This window comes from Flexivirga meconopsidis (assembly GCF_026162425.1).
Taxonomy (GTDB): domain Bacteria; phylum Actinomycetota; class Actinomycetes; order Actinomycetales; family Dermatophilaceae; genus Flexivirga; species Flexivirga meconopsidis.
This window is the reverse complement of the sequence record NZ_JAOBQJ010000001.1, coordinates 417,463-442,461: the sequence shown is the minus strand read 5'-3', so window position 1 is coordinate 442,461 and position 24,999 is coordinate 417,463. Positions and strand designations below refer to the sequence as shown.

The window sequence follows — 24,999 nt, the reverse complement described above, 5'->3', positions numbered from 1 at the left end:
GGCACACTTCGGCCGGGGCGCAAGCGTCTTGCTGACATGCTGGCGGCATGCGACTGGCCCCGTGGATGAGAGTGAGCTTCGCGCTCTTCGTGGTCGGGTGGGGTGCCAACGAGTTCGCCCCGCTGCTGATCGTCTACCGGCGCACCGACAACCTCTCGGAGACGCTCGTCACCGCGATGTTCGCCGCCTACGTGCTCGGCCTCGTGCCGGCGTTGATCGTGGCGGCGCGGCTCGCCGGGAGCTTCGGGCACCGGGCGGTCATGCGGCCCGTCATGGTGACCGCCGCGCTGTCGTCGCTGCTGTTGGCGATCGGTGAGGACTCGCCGCCACTGCTCTTCGCCGGTCGGGTCCTGTATGGCGTGTGCACCGGCGCCGCGATGGCCCCGGGCACGACCTGGGTGAAGGAACTGTCCGCCGGCGCACCAACCGGCACCGGCGCGCGCCGGGCGGCGATGTCGTTGTCCGCCGGTTTCGGAGGCGGCCCCCTCGTGACCGGCTTCCTGGCGCAGTGGCTGCCAGCGCCCAAGGTGCTGCCCTACCTGGTGCACATCGCGCTCACGATCGTCGCGGGCGCCTTGGTGTGGCGCGCCCCGCAGACGGCTCCCGCCGAGGAGGAGCATGTCGTCTCGTCCGGGGAGCCGTCGGTGGCGCGGGCCGTGCCGGAGCGGGGCCCGCGTCATACGGCCTTGAGGGGGCACTTCTGGTCGCTCGTCGCGCCGATGGCGCCCTGGGTATTCACTTGCGCCACAGTGGGTTTGGTGATCCTGCCGAGCCTGATGCAGGCGACGATCGAGGGGTTCGCGGTCGCCTTCACCGGCATCATGGCCGGCCTCACCCTCGGCGTCGGCGTAGTCGTGCAGCAGCCCGCCCGCGGCATCGAGGCCCAGCGTCCCGGCCTGGTCAGCGTGCTCGGTATGGCGTGTTCTGTCGCCGGGGTTCTGCTCACGGTCGTAGTCGTCAGCCACCGATCGGTGCTGCTGGTGCTCGCCGCGGGCGTGGTCCTCGGCTGTGGCTACGGCATGACGCTGGTCGGTGGCCTCACGCGCATCGAACACCTCACTCCGGCAAGCGATCTCGCGATGACCAACGCGGTCTTCTACTCACTCACCTACCTCGGCTTCTTCGTCCCCACGATCGTGTCGATGCTCGTCGAGCAGTGGCCGGAACGCTGGGTGCTGCTCGGTCTCGCCGGCCTGGGTGTGCTGTCGTTCATCGCCGCTGTGCTCGCCCAACGCGCGGCACGTCCCGCGCCGACACGGGCGGCCTCGCTGGTCGAGTAGGCCGAGCCCCAGCCTCGCTGGTCGAGTAGGCCGAGCCCCCAGGGGCGAGGCCGTATCGAGACCAGCACCTACTTCCGCGGCCACTTCTTCCGCGCCAATCCCGGCAACAGCTCGAACTGTCCCTCGATCAACGCTTCCCGCTTTGCTCGACCCCAACCCTGAATCTGCTTCTCGAAGGCGTAGGCCTCCCCGACGTTGCCGAATTCTTGACACCAGACGAGCTCCACCGGACACCGAGAACGGGTGTAGATCGAGCCGACGCCAGCCGCGTGTTCGGCCATCCGACGGTCCAGGTCACGAGTGCTACCCACGTAGTAGGAACCGTCGCTGCATCGCAGAATGTACGTCCAGGCCATTCGTCCAGGATGCGCTTGCGCCGTGCACGCGCTCCCGGTCGTTGCGTCGCCTTGTGGATTAGCGACAGGGCAGGGTCGCGGATGTGGATCGTGGTCTCGATACGGCCTCCGCTAGCGCTCCGGCCTACTCGACCATCTCAGGAACCACTAGCGCTCCGGCCTACTCGACCACCTCGGGTCCAATGCTGGTCGAGTAGGCCGAGCCCCCAGGGGCGAGGCCGTATCGAGACCAGCGCCGTCGGTAGCGTACGAATATGGAGGAGCAACTGACCCACCCGGACGGTGTCCTGGTCTCACCTGAGCGGCATTGCGGCACAGGCGTTCTCACGCTGGGCGGTTCCAGTGGGCGCATCGACGACGGCCGCGCGCGGTTGTTCGCCGCGCACGGAGCGCTGGCGCTGTCGATCCGCTGGTTCGGCGGCGACGGCCAACCCAGTGGCCCACGCCTCATCCCGCTCGAGACCTTCACCGCCGCGCTCGACCGACTCGCTCCGCACTGCGACCGGCTCGTCATCGCGGGCACGTCGTTCGGAGCGGAAGCCGCCCTCCTCACCGGTGCGTATGACGAAAGAGCCTCCGCCGCAATCGGTTTCGCACCGAGCAACGTCGTCTGGTCATTCATCGACCCCGACGGCACGCAGGTCTCGCATTGGTCCTGGGCTGGCGAGCCCATGCCGGCGGTCCCCTACGACACGGCCTGGAAACCGGACACCGACCCGCCGGCTTTCGTCGGAAACTACCGCCAGAGCCTCGCGGCGGCTGACCCGAAAACTGTTGCGGCAGCGACGATTCCGGTCGACCACATCGACGAGGTGCTGCTGGTCGCAGGTGGCGACGATCAGGTCTGGCCTGCGGCCGACTTCGCCTCCGCGATCGCCGACCGACGCCGCGCGCACGGCCGGGACACGACGGTCGTGACGCGCGGCGATGCCGGCCACCGGACGATCCTGCCGGGCGAATCGGCGGTGTCGGGGGGCATGCACATGCAGCGAGGCGGCACCGAGCAGGCCGACCGTGCGCTGGGTGAGCAGGCGTGGCCGGCGGTGCGCGACATCCTGCGGCTGCCGTCCGCGGGCTGAGAGCCAACCGTGCGGGATCCGCGGAGCAACCGACGACCCGTCGTCACAAAAGTGCAGCGCGACCGGCGTCAGCGGGACCGCGGTGCGAAAACCGGCTGTTCGCGCTGCAACCCGGCCTTCCGGGCGATCTTGGCGTTGCGTCCCATGAGCAACTTCGTCTGCTCCCAGCGCTCCTTGGCGAAGGTCCGGCGAGGGGAGGAGCCCCAACGGCTGTCGAAGAGCTTCTTTGCGGCCGCGAGTGCGTCCGGCGACCGCTGTGCGAGCTGCCCGGCCAGTTCGCGGGCTGCGTCATACGGCTCGGGGGAGACCTGGCCGACCAGCCCTAGTCGCGCCGCCTCCTCGCCGCTGATGATTTCAGCGGTCATCGTCAGGCGCTTCGCCGTCTCGATGCCGACGAGTTCGGCGAGCGCACGGACACCGGTCATGTCCGGGATGAGTCCCCACTTGCCTTCCAGCACAGACCATTTCGCGTCCGGCGCGGTGACCCGCAGGTCTGCTCCGAGAGCGATCTGCACGCCTCCGCCGTAGCAGTGGCCGTGGACCGCGGCGATCACGGGCACCGGCACCCGACGCCACGCCCAGCACGCCTCCTGGAAGACGTTCGTGCCGCGCCACGGCCGCGGGATCATGCCTAGCGGCAGCTGCTTCGGGTCGGCGCTGACTGTCTTGAAGTCCAGCCCGGCACAGAACGAGTCGCCGGTCCCGGACAGGATCACCGCGCGCAGCGACCGATCCGCACGCAGCCGGTGCGCCGCCGACGCGAGGCCGCGCAGCATCGGCATCGTCAGGCCGTTGAGCTTCTCGGGCCGGTCCAGCCGCACGTCCGCGATGCCGTCGCTGACGGCGACGTCGATGTGTGAACTCATGGCCCGATCGTAAGCGCGCGGCTCAGGGCGCGTCGTCCACCATGTCCTGCAACATCCGCGCCTGGTGCCGATAGGCGCCGAGCTCGTGGCTGACCACCGTCACGAACGGCGCGATCATGATGAGGATCAGGCTGACCGCCAACGGCGCCCCTGCCATCGCCACCACGACGGCCGCGACCAGGAAGAGCGCGGTCACCCCCAGCTGCACGAAGTGCAGGGCGTCGCCCGCACTCAGCAAGGCGTCGTGCAGAACGAAGACCATGCCGAGATAGATCGCGACGGGGACCGCGAGCAGCAGCGTCGTGGTGACATGACCGATCTTCGCCTCGTGCTCGAGATAGAGCCCCATCACGTGCAGCCCGGCCCCGGTCGCGGCAATCGCGATGAAGATCGGGATGTGCCCGTAGCCGAAGAGGTAACCGCGCCGCGGCCGGTATTGCAGGATCGTGCCAAACGGCGTGATGAAGTAGACCCACCACATGCCGAAGGTCAGCCCGATGCCGGCAACGACAACAGCCACCGCGTTGCCACTCCAGTCGGTGCCCGACTCGCCACCGAGCAGACCTTGCGAGGAGGCAACCGTGCCGACGACACCCTCGCCGAGGGTGATGATCGCGAAAAGGCTGTACCGCTCGGCGATGTGGTGCGGGTGCCACGGGGTGCCGTTCGCCTGTCCTTGGGAAAGCACCGGCAGCAGGAGTTCGAAGATGCCGAGCACCAGCGCGCACACAAAGGTCAGCGGCATGGACATCGACGTCCAGGCGACGATCACCCAGCCGACCTGCGCAATCATCACCCAGCCGATGTTCCGCAGGGCAACCCGGCGGTATGACGACTGCCGCGCCGCCCGCCACCACTGCCCGGCCATCGCGATGCGCATCACGATGTAGCCGATCACGATCAGCCGGTTGTCGACGTGCTGGCCTTCCTCGACCGAGTTGAACATCGGCGGCAGGCCCAGTGCGAACACCACGACTCCGACCATCGCCACCATCGTCAGCGCCCGATACAGCCAGTCGTCGGTGTCGAACGCCGACGCGAACCAGGCGAAGTTGATCCACGCGACACAGATGGCGAACATCGCGAACAAGAACGCCAGCAGCGCGTTGCCGATATGCCCTGCGGCGCTGACCTCGGCGAAGTGCGAGGCCGCTGTCCCGACGGCAACGACGAAGGTGAGGTCGAGAAGCAGCTCGAGGGGCGTCGACGCGCGCTCACTCTCCTCGGGGTCGCGGCCCCGCATCGGCGTCAGCCGGTGCACCAGGTCGGCCGGCGATTGGGGGTTACTCATGCCCCGAATCCTCCCAAACGCCGTCCGCTCAGGTGGTGGTTCGCGCGGGCCGATCGCCTCAGGCGGGCTTGACCGCCACCGGCTTGCCGTCGACCCATTCGTATGGCGTCATCTCGGTCAGCCCCGGTGAGTAGGCGTGAATCGTCACCGCGTAGTCGTCGCCAAGGTTGGTCACGTTGTGGATCTGGCCCGCGGCAATCACGTGCTCGTCACCAGGGGCGAGGTCGCGCACCTGCACCGACCCGCCCTTCCACAGTTCATCGCCGAGTTGACCCTCGACGACGACCATCGCGCCGCTCGCGTCACCGTGGTCGTGCCAACCCGTGGTGCTCCCGGGCGGCCACGTCATCACCCACACCTCGAGGTGCGGCGTCTGCGCCAATGGGTGACGGGTGCGCTCGTCGCCGGAGCGGTCGACGGCGCTGGCGGCGCCGGAGTCTCCGGCGAAAAGCTTTGCTACCCGGAGCAATTGGGCTCGGGTGAAATTGCGAACACCGGGAGAAGTGGTGGTCATCGAGGTCTCCGTGGGGAAGTGGCGCGCCTGCTGGCGACAGTGGTCTGTTGCGGTCTGAGCGGGTTCGGCTCAATAGCGACAGACATGCCACATGACGGGTCGCCGGTCGGCGATCCGCGTCAGGTGCGTGGCAATCGAAGACATGCCCCCAGCAGAACATGCCAGGCGACCGATCACCAAGCGGATTATCACCAGTCTTGTCATCCGGAACGGTTGTCCCGAAGGGTGGACAGTGCTATTCGCCGTGGCCCACGCGCAGCGGCTCGCCGAAGCGCTCGGCGAAGGCGAGTTGATCGAGCGGACGACGCTTTCGCGGGCGCTCCTCCCGCTCGACGTTCGCCTGGTCGACGTCCGGGGAGTCGGTCGTGCGCTCGGCGGACGGCAACCACCTCCCGACGGCGATGCCGCTCAGGACCTCCCATTGCGGCGGGACGGCGAAGCCGGCGGCGATCGCGTCGTGGTCGAACCCGCCGAACTGGTGGACAGCAAGGCCCATGCTCACGGCCTGCACGCTGAGGTGCGCCGCCGACTGACCGAGGTCGTAGGCGGTGTAGTCATAGGTGCGCAGGCCGCCCTTCGGGTCGTCGGGCTCCGCCCCGACCTGCCGCAGCCCGATCAGGATCGCGCTCGCCGCCGGCGCCCACTGTCGATTGCCGCGGCTGAGCGCCGCCACGATCCGCGCGTGGCTGGCGTCGCCGCGCCGCCCGACCAGGAACCGCCACGGTTGGGTGTTACCCCACGACGGCGACCAGCGAGCCGCTTCCAGCAGCGACGCGAGTTGACTGTCGTCCAGCGTGTGCGTCGGGTCGAAGACCGACGGCGAGCGTCGGTCGCGCAGCAACGGGTCGATCGGCGGGGTCGTCACCCGCGCCATTCAACTACGGTCGCGCAGCACGGAAGGATCGGCGCCCGCCATACGTTGCGCTGGGTGACAACGGCGAGCGGGTACTCGCTCGCCACCCACCCGAGGAGCTGACACCCGTGGCCACCACCACTTTGACGACCGACACCTTCACCGAAGGCGTCACCGGCGACGACATCGTGCTCGTCGACTTCTGGGCCGACTGGTGCGGTCCGTGCAAGATGTTCGCGCCGGTCTTCGAGGACGCGTCGGAGCAGAACCCCGACATCACCTTCGCCAAGGTCGACACCGACGCAGAGCCCGCGCTCGGCCAGGCGCTCAACATCACCTCCATCCCGACGCTCATGGCGTTCCGCGAGGGCATCCTCGTCTTCGCCCAACCCGGCGCACTGCCGGCGCGGGAGCTGAACTCACTCATCGAGCAGGTGCGCAAACTGCCGATGGACGAGGTGCGCGCCAAGCTCGCCGAGGCCGAAAAGGAAGACCAGAGCGGCTCGGATCAGCAGTGATCTGAGGCGCGCGATCCGGGCGGTCACACTTCGGGACCGCCCGGATTACACCTCGTGTCGTAGAGCACCTTGCCCGACACTACCGGCCGCCAAGGCTCGAGGTTCCAACTCGCCTTGGTCGGATCCGCAAGCCTAGCCAGCTGCCAGTGGCAGTCGAATTGCGCTCGCATTCCTGGGCTTTCGGCATCCGGCGCTCGGCGGACCACTTCCGCCCAGGCGTCGCTCTCGGCACCGGGATCGGTCGCGCGTCGCCCGCTTGCGGTCGGGTAGACCTGCAGGCTCCGCCCGCTGCGCAGCTCGACCCACACCACCTTCGCAATGTATGGCGGGGGCGCGCTCGTCACGTCCGACGCGTCTGACGAGCGGGCCGCAGCCGCCCCACCGGCCGGCATTCTCGCCTGCGAAGCAACTGTCGAGCCTTCGCTGTACGGCCCCGATCCTGGTGAACCACACCCGGACATGACGACCATGAGGACCACCGCCGACCCTGACCTGAACGCGCGCATGGGTCCATTGTCGGGCGCGACCGACGGGTGGCAGCCCCGGCCAACTGAGGTCGACGCCGTGCGGCACGCCGGCCGCTGCATCACTCGCGGCTCACACCGGTAGGGGCTCGAAGTTCCACTGATGTGCTGCTCGTTGCGTCAGCGCGACCGGTGGCGCGGGTATCACTGGAGCGCTGACGCTTCCCGTCGCGATGATGACAACCCGCTCGTCCGCGGAGCGGTAAAGCTGGACAACACAGTCAGGATCGCGTGCCAACAATGACGGTACGGCCGATCCGGATATCCAGCTGAGCAGTCGATCCAGTGCGTCCTCGGCGGCGACCGTCTCCCACATGGTCGTGCGATGCGGACTCACGGATTCCGCCGGAGCGGCGGCACTGCAGGTACATCCGGAGCTGCCGCCATATCGGCGGCGGTGAGGCGGAATGCCTCCGGGTAGAGCGCGGATTCAGTGCGTCGCTTGGGCTCGGTCGAACGCCAGCTGAAGTGACACACGCGGCACATGTAGACCGTCCAAATATTGCCGCTCGGCGAAACGGTCGCGACAGTGGCGGTGCCGTCCGGGCAGCGCGGGCAGGGTTGATTATCTGTATTCATGATCTACTCCTCTAGGTTGATCAGTTAAATGCGATCCGCCAGCATGGCGTTGAGTCGGGTAACCCACTGTGCCGTCTCAGGTAGGTCATGGGCCGCCTGTCCGTAATGACCACGAACGTCGGGGGCCACCGGAGTCGTCGCGTCTATAACCAGCTTGTCGCTGATGCCCGGCGGCACTGCGGACGGATCCAGGTTCATTACCGACATCTTGGGAAGTTGCACCAGGTCGCCATCGGGGTTGACCTTGGTCGACAGAGCCCACATGACCTGCGGCAGATTGAACGGGTCGATGTCCTCGTCGACAACAATTGCCATTTTGACATAGCCGAGTCCGTGCGGGGTCGTCATCGCCCGGACTCCTACCGCCTTGGCAAAGCCACCGTAGCGCTTCTTGGTGGATATGATCGCGAGGAGCCCGTGCGTGTACATCGCGTTCACGGCCTGCACCTCGGGATACTCGGCCTTGAGTTGCTGATAAAGCGGCACACAGGTGGCGGGGCCGATGAGAAAATCGATTTCCGTCCACGGCATTCCGAGATAGAGCGTCTCGAATATGGGGTCCGTCCGGTAGGAGACTCGGTCAATGCGCACCACCGGCATTTTCCGGCCCCCCGAATAGTGGCCCGTGAACTCGCCGAAGGGCCCTTCAAGTTCACGTGTTCTCCCTTCGATGACCCCTTCCAATACAACCTCGGCCCCCCACGGAACATCAAAACCAGTGAGCGGGGCACTGCTAATCGGATACGGCGACTGTCGCAATGCACCAGCCATCTCATATTCTGACTGGTCGTATTCGAGCGGTGTACCAGCCATCATTGTGATCACGGGGTCGTTTCCTACCGCGATGGCGATCGGCAAATCTTCGCCGCGTTCTTCCGCTTTGGTGAGCTGCAAGGCGATGTCGTGCATCGGGACCGGCTGCAGCCCAAGTCTGCGTGCTCCCTTGACCTGCATTCGATATATGCCGACATTCTGTTTACCGAAGTTGTCAGGATCCTCCGGGTCTCGGGATATCACTGGAGCCTTGTCGAGATAGAATCCACCATCACCGTCGTTGAGACGAAAGAGTGGCAACAACGAGAAGAGGTCGATTTCATCTCCTTCTGCACTATTCTCCGCCCACGGGGGGTCGTCTCGCCGCTCCGGTGCAACCGGAAACGTCTCCCACCTGCGAATGAACTCTGCGACCTGATCCCTCATGCTGGTCTCCATGGGCAGGCCAAGGGCTAGTGCGTGATTGCGCCACGACCCGTGGACTCCGACCGCAATCTGGGCTTTGATGAACCCGGCAACATTGTCGAACATGAGTGCTGGCGCGGTATCGCCGAGACGCGCGGCGGCGTTGGCCGCTGCGGCAATATCGGGTTCAGCGGTTACTTCTTCGGAAATGCGCAGCAGTTGGCCCTGCCTGTCCAGCTCGGACAAAAAGCCACGCAGATCATCAAATACCTTGCTTTTCACGAGCATTTACCTCCAGCTTTCTTGTGTCTTTCAGGCCCGCCCAACGACGGGCGTGCGGCGCGGGCAAGCCAAACTGATCGAGCACCCGGCTTACGGTGTGGTCGACGATGTCTTGGACCGTCTCTGGGTGGTTGTAGAACGCAGGCATGGGCGGCACGATGCGAACGCCCATCCTGGCCAGAGCAAGCATGTTCTCCAGATGGATCTCGTTCAGGGGCGACTCGCGAGGAACCAGCACCAGCCTGCGCCCTTCCTTGAGGACCACATCCGCAGCGCGACCAAGTAGGCCATCCGCGTAACCGCTGCGAATGCCGGCCAGGCTCTTCATGCTGCAGGGGATGATGACCATCCCCTCCGTTTGAACGACCCCGAGGAAACGAGCGCGGTCTGATCCTCCGGACCAAAGCAGTGGTCGGCCATCGACGCCACTTCAGCCGCGGTCAGAGAGGTTTCCAACTGAACCGTCGTCCGGGCCCATCGAGTCATGATGAGATAGGTCTCGACCGCCTGCTCGCGGCCGGCGAGGCGACATTGCCGGTTGATATCGGCCAGGGCCTCAAGGAGCGCTACCCCAAACGGTGCACCCGTTGCGCCAGTCATACCAACGATCAGCCGCATTGCCTCTTCCTTTCATATCGACGCTTAATGAGTCTCAGGACGTCGATGATCATGCGGTAGCATCCTCTTCAACGGACAGAGCAACCCGGATATCGCACGCCCTCAACCGAGGGAAGCCACCCGGGACATCCGAGCAATCTTGCCTCTGACTGGAATCTTCAGTGATGAGCAATTCGCGCTCGGTCTCCATATTCACCAGTCGCCCGCGCGGCGACCAGGTAGTTTCGAGCAAAAGGATGGTCAAAAGTGGACAGGCCCGACTCGGGACGCCAGGATGGTCGAGTCCTCGCCGACGCTCAGGCGATCACGGTTACACGGCTGATCGAAAACTCGGCAAATCCGCACCCTCGTCGCATGAATACGCACCGCCTTTTGTTCGTGCGATCGGGGACGCAAACAATTTTAGTGGACTTTGACGAATATTCCTGCAGCCCAGGAAGCCTGCTCTACACCCGGCCGGGGCAGATTCAACAATTCCCTCCAATCAGAAGCGGAAAGACCGAACGGCAGGATGCTATTCAGATCTGCTTTACCGGGTCGAGCCCTACCCGATTAGCACTCCGCGTCCCTAATCTTATTGACGACACGTTCAGTGCCCAACTGTGGCAGTTGGGCGGTAGCGATCGAGAGAATTTCGAGCGCTCATTCGTAGAGTTGGCCACGGAATACGACCGGAGCGTCACCGACCAGTCCGGCGTGGCCACACAGTTGCTTCGATTGCTCTTGGCAACGATGCTGTTGCGCATCACCCGATTGGCTTCGGAGACGCGAAGCTCCACGGTAGTGCTCGCGTCCCCCACGTATCACCGATTTCGCACCGAGCTCGAAGAATGCTTCACACATATCCACACGACGAACGAATATGCCCATCGGATCGGTTACTCGCCGAGAACGCTCAATCGGGCATGCATCGCGGCAAGTGGCCACACAGCGAAAGAACTAATTGAGGCTCGCGTCGTGTTGGAAGCAAAGCGCCTGCTCATCTATACGCACCTACCGGTCGCAACCATTGCCAGGCAGCTCGGGTTTACCGAGGCGACCAATTTCGGCAAGTATTTCTCACGGGTGTCCGGCGGCAGCCCTGCAGAATTTCGTCGTCGACACCAGGGAATTTGGTGATGCCGCGGCATTCGACAACCGCGGCCCTGGTCGGCCCACAATGCGTCCTAGGCTGACCAACGCCTCGCCCCAGCTACCCGAACCTCAGGCTGCCGACCAACCGCATCGGTGCGTTGTCCGACACGTGACGTCGGCGTCCCGCCCCGGTTACCGATGCGGAAGAATGGCGGCAAGACGCCATTTCGGGGAAGGAACAACCCGTCGTGACCCTGCTCCGGGGGCCGGACGCCCCAGCCGCACGCACGTTGGTGGACATCTTCACCGAGACCGTCGACGAGTGTCCCGATGCGGCCGCGATCGACAGCGGACAGACGGTGCTGACCTACTCCGAGCTGCACGAGCAGGCGATGGAGGTCGCCGCCGAGCTCGCCGGTCTCGGCATCGGGCCGGGGCACAAGGTGGGCGTCAGGATCAACTCGGGCACCACCGATCTCTACGTCGCGATCCTCGGCACGCTGCTCGCCGGCGCGGCATACGTGCCGGTCGACGCCGATGACCCGGACGAGCGCGCCCGCACGGTCTTCGGCGAGGCGCACGTCTCCGCCGTGATCACCGGCGACCTGGATATCAAGCAACCAGAAGGCAACCCGGCGACCACCGCCGATGCCGACGGAGCAGAGCCGACTCCCCCGACGATCACCGACGACGCGTGGGTGATCTTCACCAGCGGGTCCACCGGCAAGCCCAAGGGCGTCGCAGTGACTCACCGCAACGCGGCCGCCTTCGTCGACGCCGAGTCCCGGCTCTTCCTCCAGGACGACCCGATCGGCCCGGACGACCGGGTGATGGCCGGCCTGTCGGTTGCGTTCGACGCCAGCTGCGAGGAGATGTGGCTCGCCTGGCGCTATGGCGCATGTCTGGTCCCCGCACCCCGGTCGCTGGTCAAGAGCGGGATGGACCTCGGGCCGTGGCTGGTCGCCAACGACATCACGGTCGTCTCCACGGTGCCGACCTTGCTGGGCATGTGGCCGACCGATGCGCTCGCGAAGGTGCGGCTGCTCATCCTCGGCGGTGAGGCGTGCCCGCCGGAGGTCGGAGTGCGCTACGCGACCGACACCCGTGAGGTCTGGAACACCTACGGCCCAACCGAGGCAACGGTCGTCGCGTGCGCGGCCCGACTAGACGGCACCGACCCCGTGCGGATCGGCCTGCCGCTGGACGGGTGGGACCTGGAGGTCGTCGACAAGGAGGGCAACCCGGTCGCCGAGGGAGCCTCGGGCGAACTCATCATCGGCGGCGTCGGCCTCGCGCGCTACCTCGACCCGGAGAAGGACGCCGAGAAGTACGCGCCGATGCCGACGCTCGGCTGGGGCCGTGCCTACCGATCGGGCGACGTCGTCGTCAAGGACGAGGCGGGGCTGATCTTCGCCGGGCGTGCCGACGAACAGATCAAGCTCGGCGGACGGCGGATCGAGCTGGGCGAGATCGACGCCGCGCTCAGCGCACTGCCCGCAGTCTCCGGCGGCGCCGCCGCGATCCGAGCCACCGGCGCCGGCAACAAGATCCTGGTCGGATATCTGCTCACCGAGCCGGGATTCGCGCTCGAGCCCGCTCTTCAACAACTACGCGACGAACTACCCGCCACGATGGTGCCGCGGCTGGCTGCCGTCGACAACCTGCCCACCCGCACCTCCGGCAAGATCGACCGCGACGCGCTGCCCTGGCCGATCGCGACGCTGCGTGCCGGCGGCGACGACGCGCCCGACGAGCTCACCGGCACCGCGAAACAGGTCGCCGACATCTGGCTCGACCTGCTGGGCGCGGTCGTCACTTCCGGCAAGGACAACTTCTTCGACCTGGGCGGTGGCAGTCTCACGGCGGCGCAGCTGATCTCCCGGCTGCGCGAGACTCAACCCGAGGTGACCGTCGCCGACGTCTACGAGCACCCGACCGTCGAAGGCCTTGCCAGACAACTGGATTCGATGTCGAGCCCGGCCAATCTGCGCGAGCGCGACGTCCCGCCCACACCACTGAAGACGCAATTCGCCCAACACGCCGGCTTGATCGGGACTCGCTGGCTGGCCGGACTGCGTTGGGCCACCTGGCTGCTCATCGGCGTGCGACTCGCCGACCCACTGACCTCTCGTGATCTGCCGGTCGCGCCATGGTGGGTGCTCGTGCTGCTCTGGCTGGTCTTCCTCACCCCGCCCGGGCGGATCGTGCTCGGCAGCACCCTGGTGCGTGTCGTGCTCGCAGGCCTCAAGCCGGGCAACTACCCGCGCGGCGGCAAGGTGCACCTGCGGCTGTGGCTCGCCGAACGCATCGTCGACGAGGTCGGTGCCACCCGTCTCAGTGCCGCTCCGTGGATGCGCCTTTACGCCCGCCTGCTCGGGGCGCGGGTGGGACGCGACGCCGACCTGCACACGATCCCCCCAGTCACCGGCATGCTGCGGGTCGGGCGCGCGGCCTCCATCGAGCCTGAGGTCGATCTCGCCGGCCACTGGCTCGACGGCGACCGGCTCCTCGTCGGACCGATCGTGGTGCGCGGCGGTGCTCGCGTCGGCACTCGTTCGATGCTCACGCCTGGCGCGGTGGTTGGACGGCGTAGCGAAATCGCCCCGGGATCAGCGGTTTTCGGGAGTGTCCCCGACGATGAGTCGTGGAGCGGCGCACCCGCAGCCCGGGTCCGCAAGGCACGCGGCCCCTGGTCCGACACCCGGCCGCCACACAAGCCCGCGTTCTCCTTCCTGTATGGCGCAGCCGCCGTCTCGATCACGCTGCTGCCGGTGATCGCCACCGCTGCCGCGGTGGCCGTCGCGCTCGCCATACTCGGCGACCGCAGCCTGCTCGCGATGGCCTTGCCGATGGTGGTCCTGGGCGGCCTGACCGGCATCCTCGTGCTCGCCCTGCTGATCTGGATCCTGGTGCGGTTGCTGGCGATCGGCCTGACGCCGGGTCACCACCCCGTGCACAGCCGACCCGCTCTGCAGGCGTGGGGCACGCTCCGCGCACTGGACGAGGCCCGCGGGTGGCTGTTCCCGCTCTACTCAAGCGCGCTCACGCCCGCCTGGCTGCGCAGCCTTGGTGCCAAGATCGGCAAGGACGTCGAGGCCTCGACCGTGCTGATGATCCCGGCACTGGTCAACGTCGGCGACGGCGCGTTCCTCGCCGACGACACCCTCGTCGGCCCCTACGAACTCGGTGGTGGCTGGTTGCGCGTCGAACGATCCAAGGTCGGCAAGCGCGCCTTCGTCGGCAACTCCGGCATGACCGCGCCTGGACGCAAAGTGCCGAAACGTGGTCTGGTGGCTGTGCTTTCAGCCGCTCCCGGCCGCACCGACAAGGCGAAGTCGGGCACCTCCTGGCTCGGCAGTCCGCCGGTCAAGCTGCGGCGGCAGTCAAGCAAGAGCGACACCAGCCGCACCTACCAGCCACCGCGCAAGCTCAAGGTCGCGCGTGGCCTGGTCGAGGTGTGCCGACTCATCCCCTGGCTGGCCGGATTCGCCCTCGCCGGTGCGGTGGCGGTGGTGCTCATCGCGATCGGCAACGCCTGGGGCTGGTGGGCGATCCTGCTGCTCACCGGGCCCGTGCTGCTGGTGGGCGGCGCCCTCGCCGGAGCAGCCGCGACCATCGCGAAATGGTTGTTGATAGGCAGGATCGGCGACGGCGAGCATCCGCTGTGGAGCTCCTTCGTATGGCGCAACGAACTCGCCGACACCTTCGTGGAGATGCTCGCCGCCCCGTGGCTGGCGCGTCCGGCTCTCGGCAGCCCGGTGCTGGTCTGGTGGCTACGGTCGATGGGCGCCCGCATCGGCAAGGGCGTCTGGTGCGAAACCTACTGGCTGCCCGAGGCTGATCTGATCGAGTTGCAGGACGGCGCCACGGTCGGGCGTGGCTGCGTGGTGCAGACACACCTCTTCCACGATCGCGTGCTTTCGATGGACACTGTGCGACTGTTGCGCGGTGCCACCATCGGCCCACACGGGGTCATCCTGCCGGCCGCCACCATCGGCCGGCACGCCACCGTCGGACCGGTATCGCTTGTAATGAGAGGAGAATTCGTGCCCGACAAGACGCGTTGGATCGGCAACCCGATCGGCCCGTGGGTCGAGGACGAGGCCAGCGAAGTGGGTGCGCGGTGAGCGTCGCGACCGGCGTCACCGCCGACCCTTACCTGCCCGGGCACGGCGACCCGTCATACACCGTCCGGCACTACGACCTCGACCTCGACTACGCCCTCGAGAGCAACTCCCTCAAGGGCCGTGCCGTGCTCACCATCGAGGCGCTCGAGCCGGTCCGGCAGCTGACCCTCGACCTGCACGCGCTCAACGTCGTCAAGGTCACCGGGCCGAAGGCCGGGCGTCATACCCACCGCGGTGGCCGACTGAACATCCGTCTGACAGAAGAAGTTTCGCCAGGTGAGACGACCACGCTCACAGTGACCTACCGCGGTGTGCCGCGCACCGTCCCGGACAAGATCGGGGATGCCGGGTGGGAAGAACTCACCGACGGCGTGATCGTCGCCTCGCAGCCCGGCGGTGCGCCCAGCTGGTTCCCGTGCAACGACCGACCCGACGCCAAGTCGACCTACCGGCTCGCGATCACGGTCGCGAACGACTACCTGGTCGTCGCCGGCGGCGAGCGCACCGACCTACGCCGGCGGGCCGGCCGGACGACCTGGACCTACGAACAACGCAATCCGATGGCGACCTACCTGGCGACCGTCCAGATCGGCCGGTATGACGAGATCGCCCTGCCTGGGTCGGTCCCGTTGACCGCTGCGGTGCCGCCCGCGCGACGAGCCGCGTTCCAGGCCGCGTTCGCCGACCAGCCCGCGATGCTCGAGTTCTTCAGCCGTTGCTTCGGCCCCTACCCCTTCGACAGTTATCGCGTCGTTGTCACCGACGACGCGCTGGAGATCCCGCTCGAGGCCGGCGGACTGTCGATCTTCGGCAGCAACCTGCTCAACCGGTCGTGGGACGCCCAGCGGTTGATCGCCCACGAGCTGGCTCATCAGTGGTTCGGCAATGCCGTCACGCTGCGCCGGTTGCACGACATCTGGCTGCACGAGGGCTTCGCCTGCTACAGCGAGTGGCTGTGGTCGGAGGAGAGCGGTGGCCCGAGCGCGGACGCGCGCGCCCGTGAGCACTGGTCGCGGCTGCGACACCATCGGTTCAGCCGTGCGCTCGGCGACCCGGGCATCGCGCAGGTCTTCGACGACTGGGTCTACAAGCGCGGGGCCCTCACCCTGCACGCGATTCGCCGCGCGATCGGGGATGAGTCGTTCTTCGCGCTGCTGCGCACCTGGATCGACCGGCACCGTGGCGGGAATGTCACCACCGGCGAGTTCGTCGCGCTCGCAGACGAACTCGGCCACCCGCAGGTCGCTGCGATCGTCGACGCCTGGGTCTACGAGACGCCGCTGCCGGCGCTTGTCTGAGCCGCCGGTCCACAGGGCTTCGCTGACCGCACGTCCCGCGCCGGACACGCGATTAGGCTGATCGCATGCGCCCCGTCATACGCCTCACGTTTGCCGCCGGAAGCCTGCTGCTCGCCGGGTCTCTGGCTGGCTGCGGGAGCACGCCGGCCGTCAGTGTGACGTCCGGTAGTGCAGCACCCGGCAGCGCCGCGCCGAGCAGCGCGAGCGCAACCGGCCAAAGCACGGTGCCCACGGCGAAAACCGTGGTGGAGCAAGCCCGCACGTCGTCGGCGGCGGCCAAGTCGGCGCATCTGCACGCGGTCATCGCAGTGGAGGCCGGCGACGAGACGATAGATCTGAAGGGCACGATGGACGGCACCAACCAGGAGCTGACCGTCACCTATCCCGACGAGGGCACCGCAACCATTCGCACGGTCGACGACAAGCGCTACATGAAGGGGGACAGCACCTTCTGGCGCATGGCCGCCGGCGTCGGTCCGGCGACGGCCACCCAGATCGCGGACAAATGGGTGGTGACGCCCCCGCAGACGGCGCAGCGGATGAGCAAGCTGACTCTGCGCAGCTTCATCGACGAACTCATCGGGCCGCAGACCATCAGCGACAGCGACCTGGAGCAGGCCACCACCAGTCGCGCCAGCAAATCCGGCACCCCCGTGTGGCTGGTCGACTCCGGCGAGGGCGACACCCTCAAGGTCAGTGCCGACAGCTCGCACAACCTGCTGGAGGCGGCCGGGCCCACCGACGAGGGCGACGGCACCGCAACCATCGACGGCTGGAATGCCCAGTCCCGCATCACCGCGCCGCCCAACCCGATAAGGCTGCCCGGCAGCGGCGGGGGCGGTGGCAGCACAGACACCAGCACCGAGGACGGCCGCACCACCTGACAACCCGCGCCCGCGACCGCCGATCGAGCGGTCCACCAACGCATCGAGCGGCCCGCGAAATCGGCGTGATTTCGCGGGCCGCTCGCTGCTGTCCGTGCCGCTCAGTCAGCGGGGCAGCACGCGATCAGTGGCTCAGACACCGGCGAGCACCGGGTCGTCCTTGTCTCCGCCGCCGTCGCCACCCTCGGCGGCGTCCCGGTCGCGACCGGCGGTCAGGCCCTCGCCCTCGACGTCGACCTTCGGCAGGATCTTGTCCAGCCACTTCGGCAGCCACCACGCCTTGTCACCGAGCAGGTACATCACCGCGGGGATCAGCGTCATACGCACGATGAAGGCGTCGAAGAAGACCGCTGCGGCAAGTGCGAAGCCCATCGACTGGATCAGCGCGTTGTCCTGCAACATGAACGCGGCGAACACCGAGATCATGATCGTGGCGGCCGCCGCGACCACCCGTGCCCCGTGCCGGAAACCGTCCACGATCGACTCCCGCGCGTCGGCGCCGTGGACGTAGGCCTCACGCATCCGGGTGACCAGGAAGACCTGGTAATCCATGGCGAGCCCGAAGACGATGCCAATCAGGATCACCGGCATGAAGCTGACGATCGGCTGCCCCTCGACCAGCCCGAACAGGCCGTTCTGGAAGACCGCCACCGTCGCGCCGAGCGTGGCCAGCACCGAGAGCAGGAAGCCCAGAGTCGCGGTGAGCGGCACCAGCACCGAGCGGAAGACGATCATCAGCAGGATGAACGCCAGCCCGATCACGACTGCCAGGTATGGCGGGAGCGCGTCGGTCAACCGCTGTGACACGTCGGTCTGGATCGCGGTCTGACCGGTCACGCCGACGGTGGTGTTGGTCCGCTTCTCGATCGAGGACTGCCCGTCGCGCAGGTTGTTCAGCAGGTCGACGGTCGACTTGTCGTCGGCTCCGGCCTTGGGCGTGACCAGGATCTGCGCGCCGGTCTGGTCCTTGTTCATCCCGACGATTTGCGCGTTCGCGACGTCCTTCTGGCCACCGGCCCACTGCAGCACCGAACCGAACGCGGCCGGGCGCTGCTTGGTGTCAGGTATGTCGGAGGCGTCGGCCACGATCAGCAGCGGAGCCTGCCGCCCGGCGCCGAACGCCTCGGTGATCATGTCGGCGGCCTTGCGCTGCGTGGTGGAGGTCGCGGCGGTGGAGTCGCTCGGCAGGGCGAGCTGCATGTCCTTGATCGGCCCGGCGAAGGCGCCGAGCAGCACGACGACGAGCGCCACGATGATCGCCGGCTTCTTGCCGACCAGCTGCGCCCAGCGCACGCCGTTGTTGGTGGTGCGGCCGTCCGCGGCGACCTTGTCCTGCCGCTTGCGAAGCTGCCCGCCGAACGCCTTGGTCTTCAGCATGCCCAGCACCGCGGGCAGCAGGGTCAATGCGACAACCACCGCGAACGCGACGCTGCCGGCCGCGGCCAGACCCATCGAGGTCAGGAACGGAATGCCGACCACGGAGAGCGCGCACAGTGCGATAAGGACGGTCAGTCCAGCGAAAACGACTGCGCTTCCTGCCTTTCCGACGGCAAGGCCCGCCGCGTGGGCACGGTCGTCGGTCTCCTGCAACTCGGTGCGGTAGCGGGCGAGGATGAACAAGGTGTAGTCGATGCCGACCGCCAGCCCGATCATCGTGGCGAGGATGGGCGTCGTGGTGCCGATCGTGGTGAAGCCGGTCGCGAACTGGATCGCCAGCTCACCCATGCCGACGCCGATGAGTGCGGTGACGATCGGCATACCGGCGGCGACGAGCGAGCCGAAGGTGATGAAAAGCACGAACGCGGCGACGATGATGCCGAGCATTTCGCTGGTGCCACCCGGCGGTTCGACCGCCTGCATGCCGGAGCCGTTGACCTCCGCCTTCAGGCCGGCATCGCGTGCACCGTCCAGTGCCTTGAGCACGTCGTCCTGGGTGGACTTCTCCACATCGGCAACGGTCTTGACGTCGAACTTCCAGTTGATCGTGCCGGTGCGGCCGTCGGCGGACAGCGGCGAGAGCGCCTGGGCGTTCTGCTTCGCGGCAGCCTGCTCGGCCGCGGTCGGACCCGCCGCCTTCATGATCTGCTGCTGCTGGCCCTGCGCCGCGATGACCGGGTTGACCGGCTTGTCCTTGGCGTCGGTCGGCATCTGCGGCAACTTGTCGAGTCGCGCGATCAACTGGTTGACCGCACCGGAGTATTTCGCCTCGGTCAGCTTGTGCCCTTCGGGAGCCTGGACGACCACGGTCGCGCTCGCCTCGTCCTGGGCGTCACCGGTGCCCGGGAACAGCTTCTGCTGCATGTCCTGCGCCTTGAGCGACGGGATGCCCGGGATCGAGAACGTGTCGACCATCGGCTTGCTGACGCCGATCGCGAGCGAGCCGAAGCCGACCAACACGATCAGCCAGCCGACGAGGAAGAGCGGCCAACGCCGATAGGCGGTGTACCCCAGTCGGTAGAGAAGAGAAGCCATGAGGGTTCCTTAATAGGTATGACGAACCGGTGTGAAACTGCTTGTGCTGACTGATAATTGGGCTAGGCCAGCAGTTGTCGTGCGATCTTCAGGTTGTCGAGGAAGATGTCGGTGAGATCACGCTCGTCGCCCTCGCTGAAGTGGTGGATCGAGACCTCGAAGATGCTCGCCAGCAGCCCGAGGAGCAGGTGCGAGCGCGGGTCGTCCGGGCGGATGCCTTCGCGCTGTTCGATCAGGCCCTGCAGCGCCGCGATGAAACCCTGAAAGGTGTCGATCGTGGCGATCAGCAACTTCGGGTTGCGCTCGAAACACAGCCGGGAGATGCGCAGGTCCTCGCGGGTGAACTCATCGCCGGCCGAGGCCCGCAAGGTGGCCAGGATCAAGCCGCCAGATCGTCGACCGACTCCCCCGTGGGTCCGCCGTCGAGATACCTGTCGATGTCGTCCTGATCCACCCACGGGCCTGCGCCGATGGTGGCTTCGAGCTTGCCGTCGAAGTAGTTGAACAGCGTCCGCCGCGACACCTCGGCGCGCTGCGCCAACTCGTCGAGCGTGAACTCGTCGTAACCCTTTTCGACCGCGAGCCGCTGCGCCGCCCGGGTAATGCGATATGCGGTCCGCATCCGCTTGTCGGACAACCGACCCGCGACGAGGCGTCGCGGGTCGGGGTCGACCGAGGAGGGGAATCGCATGGGCTTTATGTTGCACTTCGCTAGGTCAAAGTGCAAATTTAGGCACCTGTGACCTTGGCCTCATTTCGCCAGCGGGACCGCCCGCGACCGCTGCCGGGCGCAAGCGGTACGCCTACCGACACGGGCTGGCCGACTGACCGGGGCCGGTTGGCCGCCGAATGGACGCCGTCGGCGCGTCCAGGTTGGATAGGACGCAGACCTGGAGCACCATCGAGGCGGCGCGCGAGCATGCCGCCCAGATCAAGGAGGGACACATGTCAACGCCCACAGGTGGATCGTGGAACGACGACAAGCACGGCCAGGACGAGACTCAGCGCAGCGGCCAGCAGTCCGCGCAGCAGGGACAGCCAGGGGTGAACCGGCCGGCTCAGGGCAGCCAGCCGCCCTATGGCCAGCAGCCCGGACAGGGTGGGTATGCCGCGCCGCAGGGGCAGAGCCTCGGGCAGGGTTACGGCCAGCAGGCCGCGCAGGGCACGCCGGGTCAGGGCGCTTCGGGTCAGGGCGCTTCGGGTCAGGGTCAGCAGCCGCCCAGCCAGGGCGGCCAGTCCGGTTACGGCCGGCCCACCCAGGGCGGGCAGCCCAGCGCGCCGGGTTACGGCCAGGGCCAAGGCCAGCAGACGCACGCCGGCCAGGGCGGTCAGAGTGGTTTCGGCCAGCAGGCGCAGCAGGTCGGGCAGCAGTTCATGGGTGATGCCGGTCAGATCGCGGCCGGTGCCGGCGACGGCATCGGTGCGCTGTTCTCGGACCTGCAGTTCAAGAAGTCGCTCACCGAGAAGATCGCCGGACTCACCTTCCTCGGCGTGATCATCTGGGCGGTGCTGAAGTTCCTCAGCAACCTGTTCTACAACTTCGGCAGCCAGGACTTCGCTGGCCAGTCGATCAAGAACATGAGCACCGGCTCGGCAGTCATGCACACGCTGGCCGATCTCGTCTGGCTGATCATCGTGGTCGCGATCGTGCGACTGCTGCTCGAGGTGGCGATCAACATCGCGCGCATCGCGCAGCGCAGCAGGAGCTGACAGCGTCCCGCACAAGCAGTAGGCGGCCGGTCCCGAGCGTTTCGGGGCCGGCCGTTTCGCATCCGCCGGGCGCGTCTCGCGCCGCGTGTGATACAACATATCCGAACATTTTCGAACGTTGATCCGTGGAGACCCACATGGAGCGCACGACAGGTCGGCTCGCCGACGGCCGCGAGATCATCTGGTATGACGCCGACGGCACCGGCCGGACCGCGTCACCCGACAAGCGGGACCTCCCGCACGCGGTCACCAACTCCCAGCTGCGGCGGGACCCGCTGACCGGCGAGTGGATCGCGATCGCATCGCACCGCCAGAGCCGCACCTATATGCCGCCGGCGAACGAGTGTCCGCTGTGCCCATCGCGCGACCACCTGTCCGAGGTGCCGTCCACCGAATATCAGGTCGTGGCCTTCGAAAACCGTTTCCCGTCATACAGTTTGAAGGCGGAGGCGACCGAGACGATCGAGACCGGCCTGGAGCAGACGCGGCCGGGCCATGGTCGGTGCGAGGTCGTCTGCTTCACCAGCGACCACAACTCGATGTTCGCGGCACTGTCGCCGCAGCAGGCGCGGCTGGTGGTCGACACCTGGGCCGACCGGACGACCGCACTGTCGGCGATGCCCGGCATCGAGCACGTCTTCCCGTTCGAAAACCGTGGCAAGGAGATCGGCGTCACCCTGCAGCACCCGCACGGGCAGATTTACGCCTATCCGTTCGTGCCACCGCGCGCGTTGCAGGAGCTCACGCAAGCCGAGGCCTACCGCGCGCAGACCGGGCGGTCGCTCTTCGGGGACATCATCGAGCGCGAAATCGCTGACGGCGCAAGGGTGGTCGCCAGCAACGACGAATGGGTGGCGTTCGTGCCCTATGCCGCTCGCTGGCCGATCGAGGTGCACTTCTACCCGCGCCGACAGGCGCCCGACCTCCCCGCTCTGGACGACGCGGCACGCGATGGGTTCGTGCCGATCTATCTCGATGTGCTGCGGCGCTTCGACCGGCTCTACTCCGAGCCGACGCCCTACATCGCCGCCTGGCAGCAGGCGCCGGTGCGCGCGCACCGTGACGACGCGTGGCTGCACCTGGAGCTCTACTCGGTCCGTCGTGCCGAGGGCAAGGTGAAGTTCCTCGCCGGATCCGAGTCCGGGCAGGGCGCTTTCGTCAACGACGGGCTGCCGGAGGCGCTGGCCGACCGGCTGCGGGAGGTGGGTCGTGAAGGGTGACATGAGCGCGGTCCGCACCCCTGCCGAGATCGACATCGACGGGCTGGTCGCGCGCTTCGCGCAGCTGTATGACGGGGCTCCCGCCGGGGTCTGGGCCGCGCCGGGGCGGGTGAACATCATCGGCGAGCACACCGATTACAACGGCGGCTTCGTGCTGCCGATCGCGTTGGCACAGCACACGATTGCGGCTGTGCAGCCCCGCGACGACGGTGTGGTCCGCGTGGCGTCCGCGTCAATCGACGGCGGCGCACCGGTGGAGGTCGAGCTCTCGCGGGTCGCGCCGGGTGGCGAGTTCGGTTGGGCGTCATACGTCGTGGGCGTCGGGTGGGCTGCCCGCCAGCGAGGGCTGCCGGTGACCGGGATCGACATTGCGCTGGACTCGAATGTCCCTCTGGGCGCTGGGCTTTCGTCGTCGGCGGCGCTCTCTTGCGTGACCGCACGGGCCTGGTCGGATCTGCTCGGGTGGGGCATCGACGACGAGACCGTGGCCGATCTCGGGCGCGATGCGGAAAACCACATCGCCGGTGCGCCGACCGGCTTGATGGACCAGCTCGCGTCGGTGTGCGGGCGGGCCGCCCACGCGATGCAGATCGACACCCGAGCGGTGACTATCGACCAAATACCCTTCGATCTGGGCAAATTCGGCCTCTCCTTGCTGGTGATCGACTCGCACACCGAGCACTCACATGCCGGTGGCGAATATGCCGAGCGCCGGCAGTCCACCCAGGAAGCAGCGCTGCGCCTCGGCGTTTCCGAGTTGCGCGATGTGCCACTGGAGAGCCTCGCCACCACACTCGACAAGCTCCCCGACCTGCTGCGCCGCCGGGCCCGTCACGTCATCACCGACTCCGCTCGTGTCGAACAGGTCGCCGCGATGCTCGCCGCCGGCGATGACCCCCGCCGCATCGGCCGATTGCTCAACGACTCGCATGCGTCGATGCGGGACGACTTCGAGATCACCGTGCCGTCGGTCGACTCGATCCAGGCGGCTGCGGTGAAGGCCGGTGCACACGGCGCCCGGATGACCGGCGGCGGGTTCGGCGGTTGCGTGATCGCGCTGGTCGAGGACACCGCCGCCGAGTCCGTGGCGCAGGCCTGCGTGGACGCGGCCGCGCGCGGTGGCTTCCCGACTCCGACCGCGTTCGAGGCAGTGCCGAGCGCCGGCGCGGCCCGCCTGCGCTGAGCGATCCCCCGCGGGGTGGGCGGGTGCGGTCACGTAGGGTCGATCGGGTGAGCTACGCCGTGTGTTTCGTGTGTTCGGGCAACATCTGCCGGTCGCCGATGGGCGAGGTCATCCTCCGGTCGATGCTGGCGGAGGCCGGGCTCGGCGACGAGGTCACCGTGGACTCCGCCGGTGTCGGCGCGTGGCACGTGGGCGAGCCGGCCGACCCGCGCACGGTCGCTGCGCTGCGACGTGGCGGTTACGACGGCAGCACCCACCGCGCCAAGCAGATCGACCCGTCATACCTGACCGAGCGCGACCTGATCCTGGGCGCCGACCGCGGCCACGTCCGGGAGATTCTCCACCTTGCCGGTGGCGGCGCGCCCGACGCCGACGTGCGTCTGATGCGCGAATTCGACCCGGTGGCAATGCAATCCGGGGATCTGGAGCTCGACGACCCTTATTACGGCAACGCCGCCGACTTCGACCGGTGCCGCGAGGAGGTCGAGGCCGCCTGCCGCGGGCTGGTCGACGAGCTGAAGAAGCAACTGCGCTGAGTCCGCTGCGTCATACCAACGGCAGATCGCCGCGCGCGACGTCGGTCGCCCACTGCAGGATCAGCAAGTCGTCCAGATGCCCGGTGGGTAGCCAGTCGGGCACGGCGTCGCGCTCGGTGACCAGGTAGTGCAGCGCGGCGATCACCACGCGCGGGCGCGGGTCCGCCGCCAGCGCAGCGCGCCTCTCGTCGGTGATGCCCGGCTCGGTGAGCTCCTCCAGATGCGCCTCCACCATGGCACCGGCAATGTCCACGTGCACACCGCGCGGCGAATCGGTCAGGGGGCCGATCCCGAAGACCTTGCCCTCGACGTCGGCCAACAACTTGCGCAGCCCGGCGATGTCACCGGCAAGTTGCGCAGCAACTTCCCGCGACCGCCGGAACGACGCCGAGGCCAACAGCTGAGCGAGCCCGATCTCGTCGGATGCGTCGCCCACCGAATCTCCTCCCACGTCGCCACCGTAGGTGCGCCCAGGTGACCGAGTAACCGATTTCACGAACTTCGTCGATTCTGGCCACTCGACAAAGATCCCGCAAACCCGGTCGAGGCTCCCGTC

At 67.3% G+C, this 24,999-nt stretch carries 25 protein-coding genes; 11 read left to right on the top strand and 14 right to left on the bottom strand.

The window, feature by feature from the left end; translation table 11 throughout:
* Window positions 1-47: 47 nt before the first annotated feature.
* Entirely contained in the window at window positions 48-1,280 is a 1,233-nt protein-coding gene (locus N2M23_RS02160; RefSeq protein ID WP_265442945.1) for an MFS transporter, read from the top strand.
* Between the two features lie 68 nt (window positions 1,281-1,348).
* Here the strand turns inward: N2M23_RS02160 and N2M23_RS02155 are convergent, their stop codons facing one another.
* The gene (locus tag N2M23_RS02155; RefSeq protein ID WP_265442944.1) at window positions 1,349-1,636 is read right to left on the bottom strand and encodes a GIY-YIG nuclease family protein; all 288 of its coding nucleotides are present in this window, start codon (window positions 1,634-1,636) and stop codon (window positions 1,349-1,351) included.
* Between the two features lie 254 nt (window positions 1,637-1,890).
* Here N2M23_RS02155 and N2M23_RS02150 point away from each other — a divergent pair, with 254 nt between their 5' ends.
* Window positions 1,891-2,715 (top strand): acyl-CoA thioester hydrolase/BAAT C-terminal domain-containing protein, encoded by an 825-nt coding sequence (locus N2M23_RS02150; protein ID WP_265442942.1) that lies wholly within the window; start codon window positions 1,891-1,893, stop codon window positions 2,713-2,715.
* Between the two features lie 68 nt (window positions 2,716-2,783).
* Here the strand turns inward: N2M23_RS02150 and N2M23_RS02145 are convergent, their stop codons facing one another.
* The 4 genes from N2M23_RS02145 to N2M23_RS02130 all read right to left on the bottom strand — a co-directional run bounded on the left by N2M23_RS02145 (window position 2,784) and on the right by N2M23_RS02130 (window position 6,251).
* Window positions 2,784-3,581: a crotonase/enoyl-CoA hydratase family protein gene (locus N2M23_RS02145; RefSeq protein WP_265442940.1), complete on the bottom strand. Its 798-nt coding sequence runs from the start codon at window positions 3,579-3,581 to the stop codon at window positions 2,784-2,786.
* Between the two features lie 22 nt (window positions 3,582-3,603).
* Window positions 3,604-4,872 carry a low temperature requirement protein A gene (locus N2M23_RS02140; protein WP_265442938.1) on the bottom strand — a complete coding sequence of 423 codons (1,269 nt, stop codon included), beginning with the start codon at window positions 4,870-4,872 and terminating at the stop codon, window positions 3,604-3,606.
* Window positions 4,873-4,930: 58 nt separating this feature from the next.
* Window positions 4,931-5,386, bottom strand: coding sequence for a cysteine dioxygenase (locus tag N2M23_RS02135; protein WP_265442937.1), 456 nt, complete (start codon window positions 5,384-5,386; stop codon window positions 4,931-4,933).
* Window positions 5,387-5,621: 235 nt separating this feature from the next.
* On the bottom strand, window positions 5,622-6,251 hold the full coding sequence (locus N2M23_RS02130; protein ID WP_265442936.1) for a nitroreductase family protein: 630 nt from the start codon (window positions 6,249-6,251) through the stop codon (window positions 5,622-5,624).
* A gap of 116 nt (window positions 6,252-6,367) precedes the next feature.
* Between N2M23_RS02130 and trxA the strand changes: the two genes are divergently transcribed.
* On the top strand, window positions 6,368-6,757 hold the full coding sequence (trxA, locus tag N2M23_RS02125) for a thioredoxin (protein ID WP_265442934.1): 390 nt from the start codon (window positions 6,368-6,370) through the stop codon (window positions 6,755-6,757).
* Between the two features lie 23 nt (window positions 6,758-6,780).
* Here trxA and N2M23_RS21100 read toward each other — a convergent pair whose 3' ends face one another.
* The 5 genes from N2M23_RS21100 to N2M23_RS20565 form a co-directional block, all read right to left on the bottom strand.
* Window positions 6,781-7,149 carry a DUF2599 domain-containing protein gene (locus N2M23_RS21100; RefSeq protein WP_425270185.1) on the bottom strand — a complete coding sequence of 123 codons (369 nt, stop codon included), beginning with the start codon at window positions 7,147-7,149 and terminating at the stop codon, window positions 6,781-6,783.
* 465 nt (window positions 7,150-7,614) lie between these two features.
* Window positions 7,615-7,860 (bottom strand): non-oxidative hydroxyarylic acid decarboxylases subunit D, encoded by a 246-nt coding sequence (locus N2M23_RS21095; protein WP_265442932.1) that lies wholly within the window; start codon window positions 7,858-7,860, stop codon window positions 7,615-7,617.
* 24 nt (window positions 7,861-7,884) lie between these two features.
* Window positions 7,885-9,327 (bottom strand): non-oxidative hydroxyarylic acid decarboxylases subunit C, encoded by a 1,443-nt coding sequence (locus N2M23_RS02115; RefSeq protein WP_265442930.1) that lies wholly within the window; start codon window positions 9,325-9,327, stop codon window positions 7,885-7,887.
* Window positions 9,302-9,649 carry a UbiX family flavin prenyltransferase gene (locus tag N2M23_RS20570; protein ID WP_279671352.1) on the bottom strand — a complete coding sequence of 116 codons (348 nt, stop codon included), beginning with the start codon at window positions 9,647-9,649 and terminating at the stop codon, window positions 9,302-9,304. The genes N2M23_RS02115 and N2M23_RS20570 overlap by 26 nt, the downstream gene beginning before the upstream one ends.
* Window positions 9,646-9,939: an HFCD family protein gene (locus N2M23_RS20565; protein WP_279671351.1), complete on the bottom strand. Its 294-nt coding sequence runs from the start codon at window positions 9,937-9,939 to the stop codon at window positions 9,646-9,648. Before N2M23_RS20565 ends, N2M23_RS20570 begins: the two co-directional genes overlap by 4 nt.
* 246 nt (window positions 9,940-10,185) lie before the next feature.
* Between N2M23_RS20565 and N2M23_RS20880 the strand changes: the two genes are divergently transcribed.
* The 4 genes from N2M23_RS20880 (at window position 10,186) to N2M23_RS02090 (ending at window position 17,322) form a co-directional block, all read left to right on the top strand.
* Window positions 10,186-11,058 carry a helix-turn-helix domain-containing protein gene (locus N2M23_RS20880; protein WP_265442929.1) on the top strand — a complete coding sequence of 291 codons (873 nt, stop codon included), beginning with the start codon at window positions 10,186-10,188 and terminating at the stop codon, window positions 11,056-11,058.
* Between the two features lie 203 nt (window positions 11,059-11,261).
* Window positions 11,262-15,140, top strand: coding sequence for a Pls/PosA family non-ribosomal peptide synthetase (locus tag N2M23_RS02100; protein ID WP_265442928.1), 3,879 nt, complete (start codon window positions 11,262-11,264; stop codon window positions 15,138-15,140).
* On the top strand, window positions 15,137-16,438 hold the full coding sequence (locus tag N2M23_RS02095) for a M1 family metallopeptidase (protein WP_265442927.1): 1,302 nt from the start codon (window positions 15,137-15,139) through the stop codon (window positions 16,436-16,438). Before N2M23_RS02100 ends, N2M23_RS02095 begins: the two co-directional genes overlap by 4 nt.
* Before the next feature lie 65 nt (window positions 16,439-16,503).
* A complete protein-coding gene (locus N2M23_RS02090) occupies window positions 16,504-17,322 on the top strand; it encodes a hypothetical protein (RefSeq protein ID WP_265442926.1) in 819 nt (272 codons plus the stop codon).
* A gap of 132 nt (window positions 17,323-17,454) precedes the next feature.
* Here the strand turns inward: N2M23_RS02090 and N2M23_RS02085 are convergent, their stop codons facing one another.
* The 3 genes from N2M23_RS02085 to N2M23_RS02075 all read right to left on the bottom strand — a co-directional run bounded on the left by N2M23_RS02085 (window position 17,455) and on the right by N2M23_RS02075 (window position 20,485).
* A complete protein-coding gene (locus N2M23_RS02085; protein WP_265442925.1) occupies window positions 17,455-19,794 on the bottom strand; it encodes an MMPL family transporter in 2,340 nt (779 codons plus the stop codon).
* A gap of 62 nt (window positions 19,795-19,856) precedes the next feature.
* Entirely contained in the window at window positions 19,857-20,177 is a 321-nt protein-coding gene (locus N2M23_RS02080) for a tautomerase family protein (RefSeq protein WP_265442923.1), read from the bottom strand.
* Complete coding sequence (locus N2M23_RS02075; protein ID WP_265442921.1) at window positions 20,174-20,485, bottom strand: helix-turn-helix domain-containing protein; 312 nt, start codon at window positions 20,483-20,485, stop codon at window positions 20,174-20,176. Before N2M23_RS02075 ends, N2M23_RS02080 begins: the two co-directional genes overlap by 4 nt.
* A gap of 254 nt (window positions 20,486-20,739) precedes the next feature.
* Here N2M23_RS02075 and N2M23_RS02070 point away from each other — a divergent pair, with 254 nt between their 5' ends.
* The 4 genes from N2M23_RS02070 to N2M23_RS02055 all read left to right on the top strand — a co-directional run bounded on the left by N2M23_RS02070 (window position 20,740) and on the right by N2M23_RS02055 (window position 24,443).
* Entirely contained in the window at window positions 20,740-21,504 is a 765-nt protein-coding gene (locus N2M23_RS02070) for a DUF4282 domain-containing protein (RefSeq protein ID WP_265442920.1), read from the top strand.
* A 137-nt stretch (window positions 21,505-21,641) separates the two neighbouring features.
* Window positions 21,642-22,724 (top strand): galactose-1-phosphate uridylyltransferase, encoded by a 1,083-nt coding sequence (gene galT, locus N2M23_RS02065; protein WP_265442918.1) that lies wholly within the window; start codon window positions 21,642-21,644, stop codon window positions 22,722-22,724.
* Window positions 22,714-23,907: a galactokinase gene (gene galK, locus N2M23_RS02060; protein ID WP_265442917.1), complete on the top strand. Its 1,194-nt coding sequence runs from the start codon at window positions 22,714-22,716 to the stop codon at window positions 23,905-23,907. Before galT ends, galK begins: the two co-directional genes overlap by 11 nt.
* 47 nt (window positions 23,908-23,954) lie before the next feature.
* Window positions 23,955-24,443, top strand: coding sequence for a low molecular weight protein-tyrosine-phosphatase (locus N2M23_RS02055; protein ID WP_265442916.1), 489 nt, complete (start codon window positions 23,955-23,957; stop codon window positions 24,441-24,443).
* A gap of 10 nt (window positions 24,444-24,453) precedes the next feature.
* Here the strand turns inward: N2M23_RS02055 and N2M23_RS20875 are convergent, their stop codons facing one another.
* Complete coding sequence (locus N2M23_RS20875; protein ID WP_265442914.1) at window positions 24,454-24,879, bottom strand: DUF1232 domain-containing protein; 426 nt, start codon at window positions 24,877-24,879, stop codon at window positions 24,454-24,456.
* Window positions 24,880-24,999 lie beyond the last annotated feature (120 nt).

Coding starts and splice junctions, on each gene's coding strand:
- N2M23_RS02160 (WP_265442945.1), top strand. CDS start 48: ATGCGACTGGCCCCGTGGATGAGAGTGAGCTTCGCGCTCTTCGTGGTC.
- N2M23_RS02155 (WP_265442944.1), bottom strand. CDS start 1,636: ATGGCCTGGACGTACATTCTGCGATGCAGCGACGGTTCCTACTACGTG.
- N2M23_RS02150 (WP_265442942.1), top strand. CDS start 1,891: ATGGAGGAGCAACTGACCCACCCGGACGGTGTCCTGGTCTCACCTGAG.
- N2M23_RS02145 (WP_265442940.1), bottom strand. CDS start 3,581: ATGAGTTCACACATCGACGTCGCCGTCAGCGACGGCATCGCGGACGTG.
- N2M23_RS02140 (WP_265442938.1), bottom strand. CDS start 4,872: ATGAGTAACCCCCAATCGCCGGCCGACCTGGTGCACCGGCTGACGCCG.
- N2M23_RS02135 (WP_265442937.1), bottom strand. CDS start 5,386: ATGACCACCACTTCTCCCGGTGTTCGCAATTTCACCCGAGCCCAATTG.
- N2M23_RS21100 (WP_425270185.1), bottom strand. CDS start 7,149: ATGCCGGCCGGTGGGGCGGCTGCGGCCCGCTCGTCAGACGCGTCGGAC.
- N2M23_RS21095 (WP_265442932.1), bottom strand. CDS start 7,860: ATGAATACAGATAATCAACCCTGCCCGCGCTGCCCGGACGGCACCGCC.
- N2M23_RS02115 (WP_265442930.1), bottom strand. CDS start 9,327: ATGCTCGTGAAAAGCAAGGTATTTGATGATCTGCGTGGCTTTTTGTCC.
- N2M23_RS20570 (WP_279671352.1), bottom strand. CDS start 9,649: ATGAAGAGCCTGGCCGGCATTCGCAGCGGTTACGCGGATGGCCTACTT.
- N2M23_RS20565 (WP_279671351.1), bottom strand. CDS start 9,939: ATGCGGCTGATCGTTGGTATGACTGGCGCAACGGGTGCACCGTTTGGG.
- N2M23_RS02090 (WP_265442926.1), top strand. CDS start 16,504: ATGCGCCCCGTCATACGCCTCACGTTTGCCGCCGGAAGCCTGCTGCTC.
- N2M23_RS02085 (WP_265442925.1), bottom strand. CDS start 19,794: ATGGCTTCTCTTCTCTACCGACTGGGGTACACCGCCTATCGGCGTTGG.
- N2M23_RS02075 (WP_265442921.1), bottom strand. CDS start 20,485: ATGCGATTCCCCTCCTCGGTCGACCCCGACCCGCGACGCCTCGTCGCG.
- N2M23_RS02070 (WP_265442920.1), top strand. CDS start 20,740: ATGTCAACGCCCACAGGTGGATCGTGGAACGACGACAAGCACGGCCAG.
- galT (WP_265442918.1), top strand. CDS start 21,642: ATGGAGCGCACGACAGGTCGGCTCGCCGACGGCCGCGAGATCATCTGG.